This window comes from Streptomyces sp. WAC 01529 (genome assembly GCF_003945545.1).
GTDB lineage: Bacteria > Actinomycetota > Actinomycetes > Streptomycetales > Streptomycetaceae > Streptomyces > Streptomyces anatolicus.
Window position 1 is genome coordinate 2355794 of sequence record NZ_CP029617.1, and the last position, 19259, is coordinate 2375052.

At 72.6% G+C, this 19259-nt stretch carries 19 protein-coding genes; 10 read left to right on the top strand and 9 right to left on the bottom strand.

The window, feature by feature from the left end:
* Positions 1-243 precede the first annotated feature (243 nt).
* From DMA15_RS10560 to DMA15_RS10580, 5 genes are all read left to right on the top strand, one after another.
* The gene (locus DMA15_RS10560; RefSeq protein WP_125512517.1) at positions 244-2028 is read left to right on the top strand and encodes an MFS transporter; all 1785 of its coding nucleotides are present in this window, start codon (positions 244-246) and stop codon (positions 2026-2028) included.
* Between the two features lie 110 nt (positions 2029-2138).
* On the top strand, positions 2139-2801 hold the full coding sequence (locus DMA15_RS10565; RefSeq protein ID WP_164551722.1) for a class I SAM-dependent methyltransferase: 663 nt from the start codon (positions 2139-2141) through the stop codon (positions 2799-2801).
* 22 nt (positions 2802-2823) lie between these two features.
* Positions 2824-3822, top strand: a complete 999-nt coding sequence (locus tag DMA15_RS10570; RefSeq protein WP_125512519.1) for an N-acetylmuramoyl-L-alanine amidase — start codon at positions 2824-2826, stop codon at positions 3820-3822.
* A gap of 182 nt (positions 3823-4004) precedes the next feature.
* On the top strand, positions 4005-4871 hold the full coding sequence (locus DMA15_RS10575) for a DUF5336 domain-containing protein (RefSeq protein ID WP_125512520.1): 867 nt from the start codon (positions 4005-4007) through the stop codon (positions 4869-4871).
* Positions 4872-4978: 107 nt separating this feature from the next.
* Positions 4979-5989: an LLM class F420-dependent oxidoreductase gene (locus DMA15_RS10580; RefSeq protein WP_125512521.1), complete on the top strand. Its 1011-nt coding sequence runs from the start codon at positions 4979-4981 to the stop codon at positions 5987-5989.
* A gap of 7 nt (positions 5990-5996) precedes the next feature.
* Here DMA15_RS10580 and DMA15_RS10585 read toward each other — a convergent pair whose 3' ends face one another.
* Positions 5997-6545 carry a hypothetical protein gene (locus DMA15_RS10585; RefSeq protein ID WP_125512522.1) on the bottom strand — a complete coding sequence of 183 codons (549 nt, stop codon included), beginning with the start codon at positions 6543-6545 and terminating at the stop codon, positions 5997-5999.
* A gap of 118 nt (positions 6546-6663) precedes the next feature.
* Here DMA15_RS10585 and DMA15_RS10590 point away from each other — a divergent pair, with 118 nt between their 5' ends.
* A complete protein-coding gene (locus DMA15_RS10590; protein ID WP_125512523.1) occupies positions 6664-6957 on the top strand; it encodes a hypothetical protein in 294 nt (97 codons plus the stop codon).
* A gap of 111 nt (positions 6958-7068) precedes the next feature.
* Here the strand turns inward: DMA15_RS10590 and DMA15_RS10595 are convergent, their stop codons facing one another.
* Genes DMA15_RS10595 through DMA15_RS10605 form a run of 3 tightly spaced genes read right to left on the bottom strand, consistent with a single transcriptional unit; the run spans position 7069 to position 10267 of the window.
* The gene (locus tag DMA15_RS10595; RefSeq protein WP_125512524.1) at positions 7069-8142 is read right to left on the bottom strand and encodes a prenyltransferase/squalene oxidase repeat-containing protein; all 1074 of its coding nucleotides are present in this window, start codon (positions 8140-8142) and stop codon (positions 7069-7071) included.
* Entirely contained in the window at positions 8139-8900 is a 762-nt protein-coding gene (locus DMA15_RS10600; RefSeq protein ID WP_125512525.1) for a class I SAM-dependent methyltransferase, read from the bottom strand. Before DMA15_RS10600 ends, DMA15_RS10595 begins: the two co-directional genes overlap by 4 nt.
* The gene (locus DMA15_RS10605) at positions 8900-10267 is read right to left on the bottom strand and encodes a glycosyltransferase family 4 protein (protein ID WP_125512526.1); all 1368 of its coding nucleotides are present in this window, start codon (positions 10265-10267) and stop codon (positions 8900-8902) included. Before DMA15_RS10605 ends, DMA15_RS10600 begins: the two co-directional genes overlap by 1 nt.
* A gap of 255 nt (positions 10268-10522) precedes the next feature.
* Here DMA15_RS10605 and DMA15_RS10610 point away from each other — a divergent pair, with 255 nt between their 5' ends.
* Positions 10523-11143 carry a TetR family transcriptional regulator gene (locus DMA15_RS10610; protein ID WP_125512527.1) on the top strand — a complete coding sequence of 207 codons (621 nt, stop codon included), beginning with the start codon at positions 10523-10525 and terminating at the stop codon, positions 11141-11143.
* A gap of 29 nt (positions 11144-11172) precedes the next feature.
* Here the strand turns inward: DMA15_RS10610 and DMA15_RS10615 are convergent, their stop codons facing one another.
* The gene (locus DMA15_RS10615; protein ID WP_125512528.1) at positions 11173-11406 is read right to left on the bottom strand and encodes a ferredoxin; all 234 of its coding nucleotides are present in this window, start codon (positions 11404-11406) and stop codon (positions 11173-11175) included.
* Positions 11406-12872 (bottom strand): aldehyde dehydrogenase, encoded by a 1467-nt coding sequence (locus DMA15_RS10620; RefSeq protein WP_125512529.1) that lies wholly within the window; start codon positions 12870-12872, stop codon positions 11406-11408. The genes DMA15_RS10615 and DMA15_RS10620 overlap by 1 nt, the downstream gene beginning before the upstream one ends.
* A 212-nt stretch (positions 12873-13084) precedes the next feature.
* Here DMA15_RS10620 and DMA15_RS10625 point away from each other — a divergent pair, with 212 nt between their 5' ends.
* Positions 13085-14140, top strand: a complete 1056-nt coding sequence (locus DMA15_RS10625) for an MBL fold metallo-hydrolase (protein WP_125512530.1) — start codon at positions 13085-13087, stop codon at positions 14138-14140.
* A gap of 28 nt (positions 14141-14168) precedes the next feature.
* Here DMA15_RS10625 and DMA15_RS10630 read toward each other — a convergent pair whose 3' ends face one another.
* From DMA15_RS10630 to DMA15_RS10640, 3 genes are read right to left on the bottom strand one after another with little or no spacing between them, the layout of a single operon-like run.
* A complete protein-coding gene (locus tag DMA15_RS10630; protein ID WP_125512531.1) occupies positions 14169-15896 on the bottom strand; it encodes a M48 family metallopeptidase in 1728 nt (575 codons plus the stop codon).
* A complete protein-coding gene (locus DMA15_RS10635) occupies positions 15893-16669 on the bottom strand; it encodes a sigma-70 family RNA polymerase sigma factor (protein ID WP_164551723.1) in 777 nt (258 codons plus the stop codon). Before DMA15_RS10635 ends, DMA15_RS10630 begins: the two co-directional genes overlap by 4 nt.
* Positions 16666-16878, bottom strand: a complete 213-nt coding sequence (locus DMA15_RS10640) for a hypothetical protein (protein ID WP_125512533.1) — start codon at positions 16876-16878, stop codon at positions 16666-16668. The genes DMA15_RS10635 and DMA15_RS10640 overlap by 4 nt, the downstream gene beginning before the upstream one ends.
* Positions 16879-17308: 430 nt before the next feature.
* On the opposite strand from DMA15_RS10640, the gene DMA15_RS10645 reads away from it, so the two are divergent.
* Together DMA15_RS10645 and DMA15_RS10650 are read left to right on the top strand one after the other, a co-directional pair.
* Entirely contained in the window at positions 17309-18553 is a 1245-nt protein-coding gene (locus tag DMA15_RS10645) for a prenyltransferase/squalene oxidase repeat-containing protein (protein ID WP_125512534.1), read from the top strand.
* Complete coding sequence (locus DMA15_RS10650) at positions 18550-19239, top strand: SCO2322 family protein (RefSeq protein WP_240659741.1); 690 nt, start codon at positions 18550-18552, stop codon at positions 19237-19239. The genes DMA15_RS10645 and DMA15_RS10650 overlap by 4 nt, the downstream gene beginning before the upstream one ends.
* Positions 19240-19259 lie beyond the last annotated feature (20 nt).

The window sequence follows — 19259 nt, forward strand, 5'->3', positions numbered from 1 at the left end:
GCGCCAGAGTAGAACACGTTCCAATTCGACGGAAGCCTGACGGAGGGTCAGACGCCCTTGGACTTGTCGGCGCCGGGCGCCGGGCCGGTCAACAAAGAGTCAAGAGAGTCAAGAGTTCCCCTCGTACGACGTCCGTCGGAATAGTCGCCCGGGGAAACAGGTTCGAGCTACACGTACCTACGCCGACCACCCACGCTCCCGCGCTCCCGCCGAGCCCGACCCCCGTCCCGGAGGCCCCACGCAATGTCGATGACGACGACCCACCCACGCGGCATACGCGGAGTCGTCCCCGTGCTCGCCTTCTCCGGCATCGTCGTCGCGGTGATGCAGACCCTGCTCGTGCCGGTCATCAAGGACCTGCCGGCCCTGCTGGACACCGCGCCGTCCAACGCCACCTGGGTCATGACCTCGACCCTGCTCGCCGGTGCCGTCTCCACGCCGATCATGGGCCGCCTCGGGGACCTCTTCGGCAAGCGGCGGATGTTGCTCGCCAGCCTCTCCGTCATGGTCGTCGGCTCGCTGATCTGCGGGTTCACCGACAATCTGCTGGTGATGATCGCGGGCCGCGCGCTCCAGGGCTTCGCCATGGGCGCCATCCCGCTCGGCATCGGGCTCATGCGCGACCAGCTGCCCCGCGAGAAGCTCGGCTCGGCGATGGCCCTGATGAGTTCCTCCATCGGCGTCGGCGGCGGACTCGCGCTGCCGCTCGCCGCGCTCACCGCGCAGCACGCCGACTGGCACGCCCTCTTCTTCGGCGCCGCGGGCCTCGGCGTCCTCGCGATGGTGCTGACCGTCGTCTTCGTGCCGGAGAGCCCGATGCGCGCCCAGGGCACCTTCGACGTGCTCGGCGCCATCGGCCTCTCCGCGGGGCTCGTGCTCTTCCTGCTGCCGATCACCAAGGGCAGCGACTGGGGCTGGACCTCGGGCACCACGCTCGGCCTCTTCGCCGCCGCGGCCGTCGTCCTGGCGCTGTGGGGCGTGATGGAGCTGCGCGTGAAGGCGCCGCTGGTGGATCTGCGCACCACGGCCCGCCGCTCGGTGCTCTTCACCAACCTCGCCTCGATCATGGTCGGCGTCGCCTTCTACGCCGTCTCGCTCGTCCTGCCGCAGCTGCTCCAGCTGCCGTCCGCCACCGGCTACGGCCTCGGCCAGTCCATGGTCGTCGCGGGGCTGTGCGTGATGCCGCTCGGCCTGACGATGATGTTCACCGCGCCCGTCTACGCCCGCCTCTCGGCGAAGTACGGCCCCAAGGTGACCCTCATCCTCGGCATGCTGATCATCGCGATCGGCTACGGCGCGGGCCTCGGCCTGATGAGCGCCGCCTGGCAGACCATCGTGGTCTCGGTGGTCCTCGGCGCGGGCATCGGCCTCGCCTACTCCTCGCTGCCCGCGCTCATCATCGGCTCGGTCGACCCGTCCGAGACGGGCGCGGCCAACGGCCTCAACACCCTGATGCGCTCCATCGGCACCTCGGTCTCCTCCGCCGTGATCGGCATGGTCCTCGCCAACACCGCGGACCACGTCGGCGGCGTCGCCGTGCCGACCATGCACGGCTTCCGCGTCTCCTTCCTGATCGCGACGGGCGCGGTCGTCATCGGCCTCGCCTTCGCCCTGCTGCTGCCCTCCGCGCGCCGCTCCACCACCACGCAGCTGCGCGCGAGCAGCGAGGAGGACGCCAACCTGGAGCGCGCGACCAAGGCGCTCGCGGGCTTCCAGGGCCGGGTGCACAGCGCGGACGGCGCCCCGCTGGCCCGCGCGAAGGTGACGCTGATCGACCGGCGCGGCAAGCAGGCGGGCGCCGCCCTCACCGACGACGAGGGCCGCTACGCCCTCGCCGTCCCGGCCGGCGGCTCCTACGTCCTCGCGGCCACGGCGGCGGGCCATGCCCCGCTGGCCTCGGCGGCGGCGCATCACGGGGAGGAGCGCCCGGTCCAGGTGGACCTGGCCCTGTCCGGCTCGCCCGAAGCCCTGTCCGGCGCACCGGGCGCCCTGTCCGGCACGCCCGACGACAGCGACGTGCCGGCCTGACGTCCCCTACGTGCCTCGCCCCTCACGCCACCCCCGTCACTCCCGTGCCGGGGGTGGCGTGCATCATGGGCGCCCATACCCGCGTACGACGTACGACCCGGAGGAACCCCATGGCCGCCGAGCCCAAGACCGAGCCCCGACCGGAGATCCTCGCCGCGTTCGAGGCCGCCGAGGGCTTCATGCCGCGCGGTGAGGGGCTCGCGCTGTACGCGGCGGCGACGGAGGCCGCCGCGCTCGGGCTGCCGCTCCTGGAGGTCGGCACCTACTGCGGGCGCTCCACGATCCTGCTCGCCGACGCGGCCCGGCGGGCCGGGGTGAGCGCGGTCACCGTCGACCACCACCGCGGCAGCGAGGAGCAGCAGCCCGGCTGGGAGTACCACGACCCCCGAACGGTCGATCCCGAGGTGGGTTTGATGGACACGCTCCCCACCTTCCGCCGGACCCTGCACCGGGCCGGCCTGGAGGAGCACGTGATCGCGGTCGTCGGCCGCTCGCCGCAGGTGGCGAAGGTGTGGGGCGGGCCGCTCGGCCTGGTCTTCATCGACGGCGGGCATACGGACGAACACGCCACCGCCGACTACGAGGGCTGGGCGCCGCACGTCGCCGAGGGCGGGCTGCTCGTCATCCACGACGTGTTCCCGGACCCGGTCGACATCATGACCGGGCAGGCCCCCTACCGCGTCTATCTGAGGGCTCTGGCGTCCGGCGCGTTCACCGAGGTCGCCGCGGTGGACTCGCTGCGCGTGCTGCGGCGAACGGGAGCGGGGATCTGACCTCGCCGATAGGCTCGCCCTCGTGTCGTACGTAGGTCCGGAATTCGATCCCTCCCAGCCGCCAAGGCGCCGCATCGGCCACCCGCTGACCGTGACGGTGGCCGCGCTGGTGCCCACTTTCCTGGCCGGGTGGCTGGTCTACCAGGCCACCGGCGGCGAGGACGGTGGCGAACCGGCGAGATCGCTGCCGGCTTCCCCGAGCGCCTCCGCCGGGCGGACCACGCCCTCCGAGGCAGGCCCGCCCGCCCCCTCGAAGTCCGACAAGGGGCAGGAAAAGGACAAGGACGGGAAGGGCGACGGCAACGATTCGAGTACGAAGCCGTCGGCGTCCCGCCCCGCCGTGGACGGCCCGCTCAAGGGCAAGGTGGTCGTCGTCGACCCCGGCCACAACCCCGGCAACTTCCAGCACACCGCCGAGATCAACCGTCAGGTCGACATCGGCACCAACCGCAAGGAGTGCGACACCACGGGCACGTCCACCAACGACGGCTACACGGAGGCGAAGTTCACCCTGGACGTCGCCCGCCGTCTGCGCACGCTGCTCGAAGAGCAGGGCGCCACGGTCAAGTTCACCCAGGACGGCGACCGCCCCTGGGGCCCGTGCGTCGACGAGCGCGCCCGGATCGGCAATGAGGCCCGCGCGGACGCGGTGGTCTCCCTCCACGCCGACGGCTCCGGCGCGGGCAACCGCGGTTACCACGTGATCCTGCCCGCGAAGGTGAAGGGCGGCGCCGCCGACACGTCCGCGATCGTGGGCCCCTCCAAGGAGTTGGGCGAGCGCATCGCGGGTGCCTTTGTGAAGACGACCGGAAGCGCCCCCTCCAATTACGTGGGCGGCGGCACCGGCCTCGACGTCCGCAGCGATCTCGGCGGCCTCAATCTCTCCAAGGTCCCCAAGGTGTTCATCGAGTGCGGCAACATGCGGGACGCGCAGGACGCGGCGCTTTTGAAGAGCGGCGAGTGGCGGCAGAAGGCGGCGAAGGGCATTTCTGAGGGAATCGACGGATTCCTGCGGAGGTAGCCCGTGAACGTCCGCGTACCAATACGTGCACGTCTTTATCCCGAGCAGACACCCCCTGTGTACGGACGATATTGTCCTCCCTACGATGAGGGGCCACCCCCGCGCTTCGCGCACCGCGACACGAACGCGACTACGGCGACAGCGACGCCTCCACTGACGAGACGACTGACGAAGGACCTGAAGTGAATTTCCGCTCCCTCACTCGAGGCGACGGCGTGGTGATCGGAGCAGCGGTGTTGCTCTTCATTGCCTCGTTCCTCGACACCTTTGACGCCGACGGTAGCGACAGCGACAAGCTGCCCAACGCCTGGGAAAACGGCAACCTGCTGCTGAGCGTGTACCTGCTCGGCATCATCGGTGCGGCGCTCATCGTCGTGGGCCGCGCGATGCCGCAGCAGCGCAAGGTCGCGGGCCTGGACCTCGGCCAGCTCGGTGTGGCGTTCACCATCGCCTCCGCCCTCAGCTCGCTCGGTGCGATCTTCGACACCGACCAGTCCTACAACTTCTTCTTCAACAGCAACCTCGGTGGGGCTGACTCCCCCGACGCCGGTGTCGGCCTCATCCTCGGCCTGATCGGCGCGCTCGTGCTCGCCGCCGCCGCGGTCGCCACGCAGCTCGTCCCGGCGCTGAAGGCCCCGCTCATGGGCGCCCCGCGTCCGGCCGCCCCGCAGCCCTACGGCGGTCAGCCGCAGGGTGGCTACGGCTACCCGGGCGCCGGTGCGGGCCAGCCGCAGCCGGGTGCTCCCTACGGCCAGCCCCAGCCCGGCCAGCCGCAGGGTCAGTCCTTCGGTGGCCAGCCGCAGCCGCAGGCCGGGCAGACGCCGCCGCCCGCGCAGGCGCAGCCGTCCGGTGACTTCTCGCCGTTCTGGTTCGCCGTGCCGGTGCCGCGTCCGCTCTACGCGGAGGACGGCTCGCCGACGCCGATCGCCGAGCTGGCGCCCGGCACCTGGTACCTGGCCGTCGAGCAGCGCGGCCAGGGTCTGGTGGCCCAGACGCAGGACGGCCGTCGCGGCGTCCTCCAGGACACCACGGGGATCCAGCGCGGCTGACCCCACAGGCACCTCGCGGCCCCTCGCCCTTCCGGGCGGGGGGCCGTTGTCGTACAGTCCCGACCGCCAGCTGACGTACCGTCAGGCTTTCTGCACCGGGAGGACGTATGCGGCTCGGGCTCGCACTCGGCTACTGGGGGCGCGGCCCCGACCCCGGCCACGTCGCCCTCGCCCAGGAGGCCGAGCGGCTCGGCTACGACTCGGTGTGGACCGCCGAGGCCTGGGGCTCGGACGCCTTCACTCCGCTGACCTGGATCGCGGCACGGACCTCGCGGATCCGGCTCGGTACGGCCGTCGCGCAGATGGCGGCGCGCTCCCCGGTCACCACGGCCATGCACGCCCTCACGCTCGACCATCTGTCGGGCGGCCGGGTGATGCTCGGCCTCGGTCTCTCCGGGCCTCAGGTGGTGGAGGGCTGGTACGGGCGGCCCTTCCCGAAGTCGCCGCTGACCGCGACGCGCGAGTACGTCGAGGTGATCCGGCAAGTGCTGCGCCGCGAGGGCCCGGTGGAGCTGGCCGGCCGCTTCCACGCCCATCCCTATCAGGGCGAGGACGGCTCCGGCCTCGGCAAGGCGCTCAAGCCGATCACCCATCCGCTCCGGGCCGACCTGCCCGTCCTGCTCGGCGCGGAGGGGCCCAGGAACATCGCGCAGACGACCCGGATCGCGGACGGCTGGCTGCCGCTGTACTGGTCGCCGACGCGCACGGACGCGTACGAGGCCTCGCTGAGCGACCTGCGCGAGGGCTTCACGATCGCCCCGATGGCCCGGGCGAAGGTCTGCGACGACATCGCCGAGGGCCTGCTCCCCGTCAAGGCCATGCTCGGCTTCTACATCGGCGGCATGGGGCACGCGGCCCGCAACTTCCACGCCGATCTGATGGCGCGCATGGGGTACGAGGAGGAGGCCCGGCAGGTCCAGGAGCTGTTCCTCGCGGGGCGCAGGGAGGACGCCGTGCGTGCCGTACCGGACGCCTTCGCGGACGAGATCTCGCTGGTGGGCCCCCGCGAACGGATCGCGGAACGCCTTGAGTCATGGCGCGCGGGCCCGGTCACGGACCTCCTGGTACTGGCACCGGACCCGCACACCCTGCGCGTCCTCGCCGACCTCAACTCCTAGGAAACGTCTAGCCCTTGGTCAGCTCCCCGGCCGACGGCACCTTGTCCTTGACCTCCGCGCCCGCGCCCTTGCCCGCGTCCTTCACGGAGTTGATGACGCCGTCGAAGGAGTTGACGATCGAGTCCGTCGACTCGCCCTTGCGGAGCTTGGACGGCAGGTCCTTCAGGGCGTCGATGCCGGCGGTGAGCGGGGCCACGGCCTTGGAGAGGGCCGGGTCGCCCTGCGCGTTCTTCGTCGCCGCCTTCAGCCTGTTGTACGTGAACGCTCCCGCGAGGCCCGCCTTGACGAGGGCGATCCGCCGCCCGTCCGCGCCCTTCTTGAACTTGCCCGCGCGGAACGGCTTCACGATCCACTGGTACGTCGCCCCGGCGGCGAGGCCCGCGTTGGCGACGAACCGCGTCTTGGCGAACTTCTGCTTCTCGGCGCTGCTGCTGGCCGAGGGCGCGGCGGCCTTGGTCTCCTTGCCGTCGCTGCCACAAGCCGTCGCGCCGACGAGCAGGGTGCAGCACAGCGTGAGGGAGACTCCGGCACGGCGGACGGATACGGGGCTTGGCACGGCAGCGGCCTCCAGAGGTGAGCGGTCCTCCGGGCAGCCTCACCCCGGGCGCGGGGCGCCGCCAGCGGGGCGGGCCCGAACGGGTTTCGAACGGGGCGCTCCCCGGTACCCGGCCACCATGTCTCCCACGCGGCACTCCCACGGCAGCACAGCGGCACGGGTCATCGCGCTCGTCGCCGACATCATGGCCGCCATACTCGGCCTGTGGATCCTGATGTACCTGCTGGACGCGAACCGCGCCAACGACCTCGTCCAGTTCATCCACGACGTGGCGCGCTGGCTGGCCGGCTGGTCGCACGACCTGTTCACCTTCGACGAGAAGTGGGCCAGGGTCGTCGCGGGCTACGGCCTCGCGGCGGTCGTCTACCTCGTGGTGGGCCACGCGATAGCGGGCCGCCTACGCCGCTACTGAGCGACGCCCCAAGGGAAGCGCCCCGAGGGGCAGCGCCCCAAAGGGGCGCGGGGAACTGCGCGCCCAGCCACATCGGACCCGCAGGTCAAGCCCCCAAACTCCAGCGGAGCGTCACCCGCAGCACTCCGGATCGAGCCCCCCAGGCAGCCGCTCACCAGAGAAAACCGCACAGGTAGCCTCGTCGCCGCCAAGCGCCGCCACGGCCAGCAGCAGCGACCCCGCCGTCCACGTGGTCAGCTCCTCGGGCCAGATCGCCTTGTCGTCGAAGACGTAACCCGTCCAGTACAGGCCGCTCTTCGGGTCGCGCAGGTGCTGGATGGACTGGAGGACCTTCAGGGCGTGGTCGGACTCCCCCAGCACCCAAAGGGCCAGCGCGAGTTCGGCACTCTCGCCGCCGGTGACCCAGGGGTTGGGGTCGACGCAGCGCACGCCGAGGCCCGGCACCACGAAGCGGTCCCAGCCCTCCTCCATACGGGCCTTGGCCTCCTCGCCGGTCAGCGCGCCGCCCAGGACCGGGTAGTACCAGTCCATCGAGTAGCGGCCCTTGTCGAGGAAGCGCTCGGGGTGGCGGCGGATCGCGTGGGCGAGGGCGCCGACCGCCAACTCCCAGTCGGGCTGCGGCTCTTCGCGCTGCTCGGCGATGGCGAGGGCGCACCGGAGCGCCTGGTGGATGGAGGAGGAGCCGGTGAGGAGCGCGTCGGTGACGGGGGTGCCGTCGGCCTCCCGCTTCCAGCCGATCTGCCCGCCGGGCTGCTGGAGCCCGAGGACGAACTCGACGGCGGCGACCACGGCGGGCCACATGCGGTCCAGGAACGCCTCGTCGCCGGTGGCGAGGTAGTGGTGCCAGACGCCCACGGCGATGTACGCGCAGAAGTTGGTCTCGCGGCCCCGGTCGGTGACGTCGTGCGGGTCGCCGTCGGCGTACGCCGCGTACCAGGAGCCGTCCGGGTTCTGGTGGCGGGCCAGCCAGTCGTAGGCGCGCTCGGCGGCCGCGTGCTCGCCCGCCGCGTCCAGGGCCATGGCGGCCTCGGTGTGGTCCCACGGGTCGAGGTGGTGGCCGCGGAACCACGGGATGGCGCCGTCCTCGCGCTGGACGGCGAGGATGCCCCGTACGGTCGCCGTCGCCTGATCGGCCGTCAGGACGCCGGGCAGGACGAGGTGTTCGGTGCGCTCCGGGCTCGTCACTTGGCGGCCACCGCGGCGGCGTCGGCACCGGCCGCGGCCTCGGGGAGGTGCGGCTTGGTCGCGTACGCCACGAAGCTCTTGCCGACGACGGGGTTGAGCAGCTGCTCGGCGAGCCGGGTCGCCAGCGGCTTCTTCATGATGTCCCAGACGAGCAGCTTGTGGTACGCCCGCACCGGCAGCGCCTTGTCGTTGTCGACGCCGAACGCGCACTTGAGCCACCAGTACGGGGAGTGCAGCGCGTGCGCGTGGTGGGTGCCGTACGGCTTGAGGCCCGACTCCCGCATCCTGGCGAGGAGTTCGTCGGCCTTGTAGATGCGGATGTGGCCGCCCTCGACCTCGTGGTAGGCGTCGGAGAGGGCCCAGCAGACCTTCTCGGGGCCGTAGCGCGGGACGGTCACCGCGATGCGGCCGCCCGGCTTGAGGACGCGCACCATCTCGGCGAGCACGCCCTTGTCGTCGGGGATGTGCTCCATGACCTCGGAGATGATCACGACGTCGAACGACTCGTCGGGGAAGGGGAGGTTGAGCGCGTCGCCCTCCATGGCGGTGGCCGTCGCCCCCGCCGGTGCCTCGCCCGCCTCCTTCATCGCGGCGAACCACTTGGCGACCTCGCGGATCTCCTCGGCGTTCTGGTCGAGGGCCACCACCCGAGCGCCGCGCCGGTAGCACTCGAAGGCGTGCCGGCCCGCGCCGCAGCCCAGATCGAGGACGCGGTCGCCCGCGGCGAGCGGGAAGCGGGTGAAGTCGACGGTCAGCATCAGCGAGGGCTCCCGGAGTACGTCGGGGTGGCCGCGGGGCGGCGGCCGGGGTCGGTGGCCGCGGCGCGGCTCATGGCCTGGCGGTAGCGCTCGGCCGTTCCCTTGGCGGCCTGCGCCCAGGTGAACTTCCTCAGCACCCGCTCCCGGCCCGCGCGGCCGAGGCGGGCCCGCAGCTCAGGGTCGCCGAGCAGCCGTTGCAGGCCGAGCGCGAGCGCGCCCGCGTCGCCCGGCGGCACCGCGAGGCAGGTCTCGCCGTCGGGGCCCGCGACCTCCGGGATCGCGCCGCCGGTCGTCGCGAGCAGCGGCGTGCCGGTGGCCATCGCCTCCGCGGCGGGCAGCGAGAAGCCCTCGTACAGCGAGGGGACGCAGGCGACCTGCGCCGAGCGGACGAGGTCGACCAGCTCGGCGTCGGTGATGCCCTTGACGAACTCGACGCAGCCTTCGAGGCCGTAGCGCTCGATGGCCTGCGCGACGGGCCCGTCCTCGGCGCGCTTGCCGACGACGACGAGGTGGGCTCCGGGGTGCTCGGTGCGCACCTTGGCGAGCGCCTCGACGAGGTGGACGAGGCCCTTGAGCGGTACGTCGGCGCTGGAGGTCGTCACGATCCGGCCCGGCACCTCGGGCACGGCCGGGTCCGGGGAGAAGAGGCCGGTGTCGGCGCCGATGTGGACGACGTCGATGCGGTCCTCGCGCACCCCGAGGTGGTCGATGATCTCCTGCCGGGAGGTGCCGGAGACGGTCAGGACCGAGGGGAGGCGGCGGGCGACGCGCTTCTGCATGCGGGTGAAGGCGTACCAGCGGCGGACGGACATGCGGCGCTTGAAGTCGGGCGCGGCGTCCAGCTCCAGCTGCCGGTCGACGGTGATGGGGTGGTGGATCGTGGTGACCAGGGGGGCGCCGAGGTCGCTCAACAGGCCGTAGCCGAGGGTCTGGTTGTCGTGGATGACGTCGAACTCGCCGCGCCGCGCGCGCAGATGGCGCCGGGCCCGCAGGCTGAACGTGGCGGGCTCCGGGAAGCCGCCGGTCCACATGGTCGCCACTTCGAGCGCGTCGACCCAGTCGCGGAACTCGTCGCGCCGGGGGGTGCGGAAGGGGTCGGGCGAGCGGTAGAGGTCGAGGCTCGGCAGCTCCGTGAGCCGGAGGCCCGCCAGGCCCTCGCCCTCGTCCAGTACGGGGTAGGGCTGGGCGCCGATCACTTCGACACTGTGGCCGAGCCGGGCCAGCTCGCGCGAGAGATGACGTACGTACACACCCTGGCCCCCGCAGAACGGGTTCCCCTTGTAGGTGAGGAGGGCGATGCGCAACGGACGGTCGCCGTCGGCGTCGGAGCCCTTTCGGGGGCCCGCCTCCATGGCCTCAGCGGTCACTCTCGGCCCCCTTCTGCGTGCAGTTGTCCGCGAGGTTACGCCGGGACGGTAATCTAGAACAAGTTTCAGACTTGACCGGCGTCATCGTCGAGGGATCATCGGGTGCTCGCTGGACGATCGCTGATTGATCGCTGGACGAGCTTTGAATCTACCGGCAGGTAGGCGAGGTGTAAGGCCCGGATCAGGTGATTCGCGCCACCACGGGCTCCCTGCCATGCTGTGCGATCTCGCGAGGCGATGCGGAGGGGCACCTATATGACAGCGGAAGCCAAGGCGGCGAGCCCTGCGGCGCCGGCCCTCACCGAGCGCCAGGAGGCGCGCCGCCGCCGCATCCTGCACGCCAGCGCCCAACTGGCGAGCCGGGGCGGCTTCGACGCGGTGCAGATGCGCGAGGTCGCCGAGGCGGCCGGCGTGGCACTCGGCACGCTCTACCGCTACTTCCCCTCCAAGGTCCATCTCCTGGTCGCCACCATGCAGGACCAGCTCCAGCACATGCACACGACGATCCGCAAGCGTCCGCCCGCCGGTGAGACGCCCGCCGAGCGGGTCGCCGAGACGCTGATGCGGGCCTTTCGCGCGCTCCAGCGCGAGCCGCACCTCGCGGACGCGATGGTGCGGGCCCTGACCTTCGCCGACCGTTCGGTGAGCCCCGAGGTCGACACCGTCTCGCGTCTGACGACGGCGATCATCCTGGACGCGATGGGCCTGGAGCAGCCGCCCACCGCGCGGCAGCTGTCCGCCGTGCGGGTCATCGAGCACACGTGGCACTCCGCGCTGATCACCTGGCTCTCGGGGCGTGCCTCGATCGCCCAGGTGAAGATCGACATCGAGACCGTCTGCCGCCTCATCGACCTGACGGCCGAGCCGCGCGGGTAGGGCGGGCGGGGCCCCGGGAGCGGCCGCCGTCAGTCCTCCGGCGGGAAGACGGCCTCCCCGCTCTCGGCGAGCGTGATGGTGATCGCCTCGACCGGGCAGCCCTCGGCGGCTTCGAGCACCTGTTCGTTGGCGTCGCCCTCGGGGGCGGTGGGGTGGGACTGCCGGGCGGTGTCCAGGGTGAACCCGCCGGGCGCGGTGCTCACGCACATGCCCGAGCCGATACAGACGGACCGGTCGACCTCGACGTGCCAGCGGTCGCCCATCAGGCGCCACTCCCCTCATAGCCGGCGGGCAGATGGATCATCTTGTGCTCGAAGAACTCGCCGTACCCCTCGGGCCCGAACTCCCGCCCCAGGCCTGAGTCCTTGTACCCACCGAAGGGTCCGAGCATGTCGAGGCTGAAGGTGTTCACGGAGTACGTTCCCGTCCGCACCCGGCGCGCGACGTCGATGCCCCGCTCGACGTCGGCGGTCCAGACGCTGCCGCTGAGCCCGTAGTCCGAGTCGTCGGCGATCCGCACGGCCTCGCTCTCGTCGCCGTACGGCAGCAGGCAGATGACGGGGCCGAAGATCTCCTCGCGGGCGATGCGCATCGTATTGTCTACGCCGCCGAAGAGGGTCGGCTCGACGTACCAGCCCTGGTCGAATCCGGCCGGGCGGCCGCCGCCCGCGAGGATCTTGGCACCCTCCTCCTGGCCGATGCGGATGTAGTCGAGGGAGCGCCGCTGCTGGCGCTCGGCGACCAGCGGGCCGAGTTCGGTGGCGGGGTCGAGGGGGTCGCCGACCTTGAGCGCGCGGGCCGCGGCGGCGAAGGCGTCGGCGAACTCGTCGTAGCGGGTGCGCGGCACGAGGATGCGGGTCTGGGCCACGCACGCCTGGCCGTTGATCATCCAGGCGAACGGCACGATGCCCGCGACCGCGCTCGCCGCGTCGGCGTCGGGCAGGATCACCGCCGCCGACTTGCCGCCCAGCTCCAGGGTGACGCGGGTGAGGTTGCGGGCGGCGACCTCCATGACGCGCTTGCCCGCGGCGACGGATCCGGTGAAGGACACCTTGTCGACGCCGGGGTGCCCGACCAGGTACTCGCTGACCTCGCGGTCGGCGCAGACGATGGAGAGCACGCCCTCGGGGAGGCCCGCCGCCGCGGCGATCTCCGCGAGGATGTAGGCGTCGAGCGGCGTTTCGGGCGAGGTCTTCAGGATCACCGGGCAGCCCGCGAGGAGCGCGGGGGCGAGCTTCGCGGCGGCGGTGAACTGCGGGACGTTCCAGGGCACGACGGCCGCGACGACGCCCATCGGCTCGCGGCGCACGAGCAGTTTCCCGAGGATCCCGTCGCGGCTCTCCTCGTACGGGAAGTCGCGGGCGACGGTGATCGCCGCGTCCCACACCATCATCGCGGCCAGCGCCTGCACCATCACGCTGGAGGTGTACGGGGTGCCGTTCTCGGAGCTGATGACGCGGGCGATCTCCTCGTGGCGCACCGCGAAGCCGTCCTTGATCCTGGTGACGATCTCGATCCGCTCGTCCAGGGTCATCCGCGGCCAGGGGCCCTCGTCGAACGCCCTGCGCGCGGCGGCGACGGCGCGGTCCACGTCGGCGGGGGCCGCGTGCGGCACGCGGGCGAAGACCTGACCGGTGTGCGGGGAGACGACGTCGATGACGTCCTTGCCGAGCGGGTCCACCAACTCCCCGCCGATGAACAGCTGTCCGTGTTCCACGAGCTCCGTCATGGCTGACTGCCTCCTGCGGGGCGGTTCCCGGGACTTCGCTTTCCTGACACTGCCTCAGGCTGTGCTCGAACTGATACCAGTTCTAGTTGGAGGAGTCCACGAGCGCCAGGGCGGATGTGACAACTCCCCGACATGTCAGTCGACTTGGGCGGGCCATTGAAACCGGTTCTAGTTATAGTGAGGGCATCCGGCGACGACGAGACGAGGCGCCCATGACCCCGCAGACGGCCGAACCGCCGGTGATCGCGCACGGCGGGGGCGTCTGGAGCATCAAGGTCCCGATCCCCGACAACCCCCTCGGCTTCACGCTCGTCCACCTCCTGGACACCGACGCCGGGCCCGTCCTCGTCGACACCGGCTGGGACGACCCGACGTCCTGGGCCACGCTCACCGCCGGGCTCGCGACCTGCGGCGTCGCGGTCGAGGACGTACACGGCGTGGTCATCACGCACCACCACCCCGACCACCACGGCCTGTCCGCGAAGGTCCGCGAGGCGTCCGGGGCGTGGCTCGCGATGCACGAGGCGGACGCCTCCGTGGTGCGCCGCACCCGCTCCCACCCGCCCGAGCGCTGGTACGGCTACATGGCCGCGAAGCTCACCGCCGCCGGCGCCCCCGCCGAGCACGTCGCCCCGCTGGTCCGCGCCCGGGACGAGGGCCGCCCCCGCAGGCTGCCCGGCCTCGACCCCGCCCTGCCCGACCGCGGGATCACCCCGGGCGAACTCCTCGCCCTGCCGGGCCGCTGCCTGCGCGCGATCTGGACACCGGGCCACACCCCGGGCCACGTCTGCCTGCACCTGGAGGAGGCCCACCCGGCGGGGCTCCGGGGCAACGGCCGCCTCTTCTCCGGCGACCACCTGCTGCCCGGGATCACCCCGCACATCGGCCTGTACGAGGACCCGGACGACGACACCGTCACCGACCCCCTCGGCGACTACCTGGACTCCCTGGAGCGCGTCGGGCGCCTGGACCCCGCGGAGGTGCTCCCCGCCCACCAGCGCGCGTTCACCGACGCCCCGGCCCGCGTCCGCGCACTCCTGGCCCATCACGAGGAGCGCCTGACCGGTCTGCTCACCCTCCTCGCCGAACCCCTCACCCCCTGGCGCCTCGCCGAGCGCATGGAGTGGAACCGCCCCTGGGCCGAGATCCCCTACGGCTCGCGCAACATCGCCGTCTCGGAGGCCGAGGCCCATGTGCGGCGCCTGGTGAAGCTGGGGCGGGCGGAGGCGGTGCCGGGCAGTGATCCGGTGACGTATGTGGCGGTGTGAGGGGCGGCTGCTGGGGGCCGTGGGGCGGTCACCCCGCGTCCGGGGGGCGGACGCTCACCTCCAGCGGAGGGATGCGCGTCGGGAGGGGGATGGCCGGCCGCGGGGTGTAGTCGTAGTCGGGCAGGTCGTAGTCCGGAGGCTCGTATCCGCCGTAGTCCGTCACCGAGGGCCGAGGCGGTTGGTACGCCGGTGCCGGGTCGGACCTTGAGCCGTGGTCCCGCGCCGACGCGGCCACCATCAGGACGACGGAGACCACCATCGCCCGCTTCAACCGCAGGTTCCGCATGGCCGGGGTGCGGACCGTGGTCGCGACGCACCGGTGGGGCGCCGGGAGCGGCGCCAGGCGGCGGTCGAGGTCGCCCGCGCCCGCCAGCTCCCGCGCCACGGCCAGGTCGACGAGCCCCTTCCACTGGGCGTGCGTCAGTCCGCTGCCGCGCCCGACCGTACGCAGCCGGGCGGCCCGCTCGGTGCCCGCCTCCGCGTCCAGCAGCGCCCGCATGCCCCGCAGGGTCGGGCGCTCGGGCACCCGGTACGTGACCTCGCGCCAGTACAGGTCGTAGAGATGGCGCAGCCGCTCCTCGGCCCGTACCGCCACCATGCGCTCCACCTCCGCCAGCCAGTCGTCGACGGCCAGGACGTCGGGGGCGCAGTCGCAGCCGAACATCCGCGCCCCCACCTCGGCAGGGAGCGCCTTCGCCAGGACCGCCTCAAGGCCTGGGTCCTCGGCCCAGGCGCCGACGGCGTCCTCCCCCGGCCCCCGGGTCCCCGCCGCCTCCAGCGCCTTCAGGCGCGCGGGCATCGTCGGATGGGTGCCGGGGCGGCGCCGGTTCCGGGGCGGGGGCGGCGCGTGGGCCTCCACGAGCGCGCGCAGCTCCGGGTCCCGGCGCGCCGCGAGGAACGCGCGGAACGGGTCGTCGGGCATGCGGTCGCGGTGGTGGAGCAGGGTGAGGACGCCGCCCCGGAACACGCCCCAGTCCTGGTGGACCGCTTCCGCCGACCGCAGCGCGCGGGCGACCGCGGCGGGCGAGACCACTTGGGCGGCGAAGTCGTCCGCCGCGTACTCCTGGCGGCGCAGCACGGGCGACGTGACGCCCGCGTAGAGGTAGGCGAAGCCGCCGAAGAAGCCGCGCAGCACGCACGCGTACCCCTTCAGCAGCGCGTTGGCGAGCCGGACATCGGTCATCGGGAGGGCGGAGCGGCTGAGGCCCCCGTCGATGTCCCGCAGCTTGGCGGCGCCCCGGTAGACCAGGGCGGAGAACCACGAGTCGTGGCGTGCGTAGTGCCCCAGCTCGTGGGCGAGGACGGCGCGCAGCTCGTCGGCGTCCAGGGCCAGGAGCAGCGGCACACCGATGTAGAGGCAGCGCCTGCGGCGGCGCCGGGTCCAGCCCGTCAGCCGCACCTTCGCGTTGGCGCCCGCCGTGAGCCACAGGTGGGTGGGGGCGGGCGTGCCCGCCCGGCGGGCGAGTTCCTCGACGAAGCACCACAGCCCCGGCGCGTCGAGCCCGGAGACACGCCGCGCGCCGGGCTCGGTCCGCTCGACGCTGCCGCGCAGGGCGCCGAACACGGTCTTCACGACGGGCAGGACCGCGGCCTTGCCGATCACGAACAGCGGTGACATCGAGATCAGCAGCACAGCCGAGACCGCGAGTACGGCGATCGAGCCGACGACGATGGCGGCGGCCAGCAGATAGAGCAGTGCCAGAAGGACCAGGACGAGCCCCGCCGTGAGCCCGCGGGTCCAGCGGTTCCGGGTCAACTACCGCCCCCTTCACGGTTGTTGGCGCCATTGTCCACCGCCGCACGCCGGTACACCTCCGTGAGCCGGGAATTCGTCCGTACGGGGTCCGTGTGTGCCGCGCAGGCGGCGATGAGCCATGCTTCGGCGTGCCGCACGGCGTCGGCGACCGGGTCGTTCCGCGCGGGCGGTTCGCGCCGTTCCCCGACCGCCGACCCCGGCGCGACCGCGGGCACGGGTGCGGGCAGCAGCGCGTCGCCGCCGCCCTCGCCGGCGGGGGCGAGGCCGGAGTCCAGGCCGAGGGCGCTCGCCAGGCGCCGGCGGGCCTGGTGCAGGCTGGCGGCGACGGTGCCCCGGCTGATGCCCAGCGCCTCGCCGATCTCCTTCTGCCCCATGCCTTCCAGGCAGTACAGGACCATGACCTCGCGCTGCCTGGCGGGCAGCCTCGGCATGGCGTCCAGGACCGCCCTGACCTCCGCGGTGTCCTCGACGCGGGCGGCGGGCGGCGGCGCGATCTCCAGCTCCCGCCGCCGCGACCACAGCTTGAAAGCCCTGTGCTGCCGTCGCTTCATCACCAGATACACCCACGCCTCGGGGCTGTCGTAGCCGCGCACCTTGTCCCAGTGGCGCAGCAGTGCGACGTACGCGTCCTGTACCGCATCTTCCGCCTCCCCCAGGTCGCGCCACTCCATGAGCGCCCGCGCGAGGGTGCGGGGGTAGGTGCGGCGGTAGAACGTGTCGAAGTCCTCGTGGTCCGTACGGTTGTCGTGAGTGACAGGGTTCTCCTGGGTCACTGCTGCTCTCCCCCCGCAGTCCGGTCCCGGTCCGTCTTGGACGAGGTGTACTCCCAGTCGGTTTCACGGCCGCGGACGCGCACCGCGCGCGTGACGACACGGCGGCGGCCCACCCGGCTCTCCAGCCAGATCCGGAGCAGGTTCCCCATCGCCGCGAGGGCGCTGAGGCCCGCGGTGAGGACGGCGGGGTCCCGTACGAAGGTCGGCATCTTGCCTCCTGAATCGGTGACGACACCCTTGAGCACCCCGCGGCGGCCGATGTGTTTACCGCTCCCCGTGAATTTCTTCTTTCCCCGCCTTCTTCCCGCCCCCTCGGCCGCCGCGGGGGAAATCGCGGCGCCGATACGGGCCGGTAGAGTGGCCGGGTCGTCCTCACGTCCGCGCAGGGGGAAGCCGGTGCGAATCCGGCGCTGACCCTTCCCCAAGCTCTCGGCTTCGCTCGAGCAGGGGAGGCCCCATTCCGTCAACCACGAATCGTGGTGAGCCGGAATGCCCGGCGCGGAGCGTGACCGGCTCGCTTCATCGGGGCCCCCGATGAGCGGCACCGTCGAGGTATACGGAGCCGGAGCCGCCCGGAAGCCGTGCTCGCACGGTGCCGTGCCGCCCCGCTCCCCGCAGGGAGAGGCAACCCGCCGCATCATGAACGTTCGCCGCAGCGCAGCGGTCCTGGCCGCCGTCGCCGTGTTCGGCTCGGCCGCCGCACCGGCCGCCTTCGCGGACGACGCCTCGCCGTCGCCCTCGACCGCGCTCCCCTCGGGCCTGTACGGCAAGTCCGACCCCAAGTTCGACGGCGTCTTCCGTCAGTCGTACGCCCTGCTCGCCCAGGACACCGTGGGCGTGAAGCCCGCGGCCAAGGCCGTGAACTGGCTGACCGGGCAGCAGTGCGCGAGCGGCGGTTTCGCGGCCTACCGCGCCGACGCGAGCGAGCCGTGCGACTCCAAGACGCAGGTCGACAGCAACTCCACCGCCGCCGCCGTGCAGGCACTCGCCGCGCTCGGCGGCGAGGACAAGAGCCTCGGCAAGACGGTCGACAAGAGCGTGGCCTGGCTGAAGTCCGTCCAGAACCAGGACGGCGGCTGGGGCTACAACCCGGGCCTGCCCACCGACGCCAACTCCACCGGCATCGTGGTCGGCGCGCTCGTCGCCGCCGGTGAGAACCCCGCGAACGTGAAGTCGCAGGACGGCAAGTCCGCCTATGACGCGCTGCCGAAGCTCGCCATGGACTGCGGCAAGGGCGACGGCGCCTTCGGCCTCGCCGACGCCAAGTCCAAGAAGCTCAGCCCGAACGCGGACGCCACCGCGGCCGGTGTGCTCGGCAGCCTCGGCAAGGGCCTGGTCGTGGCGCCCGCCAAGAAGGCGGACGCCGCCGCCCCCAAGTGCGCGAAGCCGGACACCGCCTCGCAGGCCGCGAGCAACGGCACGGGCTACCTCCTGGACGTCCTCGGCGAGAACGACGACCACCTGATGTCCGCGATGCCGGGCGCCAAGGACCAGCCGGACCTCGGCAACACCGCCGACGCCGTGCTCGCGCTGGCCGCCGCCGGCCAGCGCGACCAGGCCGAGAAGTCCGCCGAGTGGCTCGCGGAGAACTCCGCGAAGTGGGCGAAGGAGTCGGGCCCCGCCGCCTACGCTCAGCTGATCCTCGCCGCCCACGCCGCGGGCATGGACCCGCGCGACTTCGGCGGCACCGACCTCGTCGAGCGTCTCGGCGCCCAGGGTCCGCCCGCGCAGAGCGCCTCCGACTCCTCGTCGGCCGATGCCTCGGACGAGAAGAAGGACGAGAACGGCGGCACCAACATCTGGTGGATCATCGGCGTCGGCATGGTCGCCGGCATCGGCATCGGCTTCCTCTACAGCGCCAACCGCAAGAAGCAGCAGCCGTGACGCGGGGCCGGACGCGTCTGGTGCCCCGGCGCGCGTGGCGCGGGCGCGTGGCGGTGGTGGCGTTCGTCGCCGCCCTGCTCGGCGTCCTCGCCGCCGCGCCCTCCCAGGCCGCCGGCTACCGCTACTGGTCGTTCTGGGACCGGGACGGCGGCTCCTGGACGTACGCCAGTCAGGGGCCCGGCACCGCACGGCCCGACGACGGCGATGTGCAGGGGTTCCGCTTCTCGGTCTCCGAGGACTCGAAGGACGCCGCCAAGCCGCGCGGCCCCGCGGAGTTCAAGGAGATCTGCCGGAACACCCCCGCCGAGGACGGCCGCAAGCGGGTCGCCCTCGTCATCGACTTCGGGCTGCCGCAGGACGCGCCCCACGACGACAACCCGCCCGCGCCGCGCACGGCATGCGCCCGGGTCGCCGAGGACGCCACCAGCGCGGAGGCGCTCGCCTCTGTCGCCAAGCCGCTGCGCTACGACAGCAAGGCACTGCTCTGCGCCATCGACGGCTACCCGAGGTCGGGCTGTGGCGAGCAGGTCCACAACGACACCCTGAGGACCGAGGCGCGGCCGAAGGCGGACGGGGACGAGGGCGAGGACGACGGCGGGCCGTCCGTCGGTCTGATCGCGGGGGCCGCCGCCGTGGCGCTGCTCGGCGGCGCCGCGTTCTGGCAGGCCCGGCGCCGCCGCGGCTGACGCGGCCCCGGACACGGACA

Excerpts from the sequence above, each read along its gene's own strand:
- DMA15_RS10560 (WP_125512517.1), top strand. The coding sequence starts at position 244 with ATGTCGATGACGACGACCCACCCACGCGGCATACGCGGAGTCGTCCCC.
- DMA15_RS10565 (WP_164551722.1), top strand. The coding sequence starts at position 2,139 with ATGGCCGCCGAGCCCAAGACCGAGCCCCGACCGGAGATCCTCGCCGCG.
- DMA15_RS10580 (WP_125512521.1), top strand. The coding sequence starts at position 4,979 with ATGCGGCTCGGGCTCGCACTCGGCTACTGGGGGCGCGGCCCCGACCCC.
- DMA15_RS10590 (WP_125512523.1), top strand. The coding sequence starts at position 6,664 with ATGTCTCCCACGCGGCACTCCCACGGCAGCACAGCGGCACGGGTCATC.
- DMA15_RS10600 (WP_125512525.1), bottom strand. The coding sequence starts at position 8,900 with ATGCTGACCGTCGACTTCACCCGCTTCCCGCTCGCCGCGGGCGACCGC.
- DMA15_RS10610 (WP_125512527.1), top strand. The coding sequence starts at position 10,523 with ATGACAGCGGAAGCCAAGGCGGCGAGCCCTGCGGCGCCGGCCCTCACC.
- DMA15_RS10615 (WP_125512528.1), bottom strand. The coding sequence starts at position 11,406 with ATGGGCGACCGCTGGCACGTCGAGGTCGACCGGTCCGTCTGTATCGGC.
- DMA15_RS10620 (WP_125512529.1), bottom strand. The coding sequence starts at position 12,872 with ATGACGGAGCTCGTGGAACACGGACAGCTGTTCATCGGCGGGGAGTTG.
- DMA15_RS10625 (WP_125512530.1), top strand. The coding sequence starts at position 13,085 with ATGACCCCGCAGACGGCCGAACCGCCGGTGATCGCGCACGGCGGGGGC.
- DMA15_RS10640 (WP_125512533.1), bottom strand. The coding sequence starts at position 16,878 with ATGCCGACCTTCGTACGGGACCCCGCCGTCCTCACCGCGGGCCTCAGC.
- DMA15_RS10645 (WP_125512534.1), top strand. The coding sequence starts at position 17,309 with ATGAACGTTCGCCGCAGCGCAGCGGTCCTGGCCGCCGTCGCCGTGTTC.